The organism is Paraburkholderia sp. RL18-085-BIA-A (assembly GCF_046027075.1).
Taxonomy (GTDB): Bacteria; Pseudomonadota; Gammaproteobacteria; order Burkholderiales; family Burkholderiaceae; genus Paraburkholderia.
In genome coordinates, this window is the sequence record NZ_JARESU010000603.1 from 1 (window position 1) to 477 (window position 477).

Annotated in this window: 1 pseudogene; it reads right to left on the bottom strand. The window is 59.7% G+C overall.

What is annotated here, in order from left to right:
* Positions 1-388, bottom strand: a pseudogene (locus P0D89_RS54040) (transposase); the annotation flags it as partial.
* Positions 389-477: the final 89 nt, after the last annotated feature.

Genomic DNA, 477 nt, shown 5'->3' on the forward strand with positions numbered 1-477 from the left:
TGCGGCTGGTAGTAGGCGCTTGAACGGGCAATGCCCACCAGCCGCACCTGCCGGCTCACCGGCAATGCGTGCTCGCGATCAATCATCGCTTTACGCTCAGCAATCCCGCCTTGCCGAGCGCGCTTTCCAAAAAATCGTTCTCCAGAGTCAATTGCCCGATCTTCGCGTGCAACACCTTCACATCGACCGGGGGCCCGGCCGATGTTTGGCCCGTCTCGAACACTTCGGCAACACGCTCTTGCAGTTGCTTCTTCCAGTCCGTGATCTGGTTCGGATGCACATCAAACTGCTGGGCCAGCTCGGCCAGCGTCTTGTCGCCCTTGAGCGCCGCGAGTGCCACCTTTGCCTTGAACGTCGGTGAGTGTGTCCGTCGGTTGCGTTTCGTCATCTTCTGGTTCCTTGTTGCCGGCCATTATGGCCGACTCACGCCCCAGCTTTTCCACTTACCGACCTGTCCGAATTCTCGGCGCCACCTCT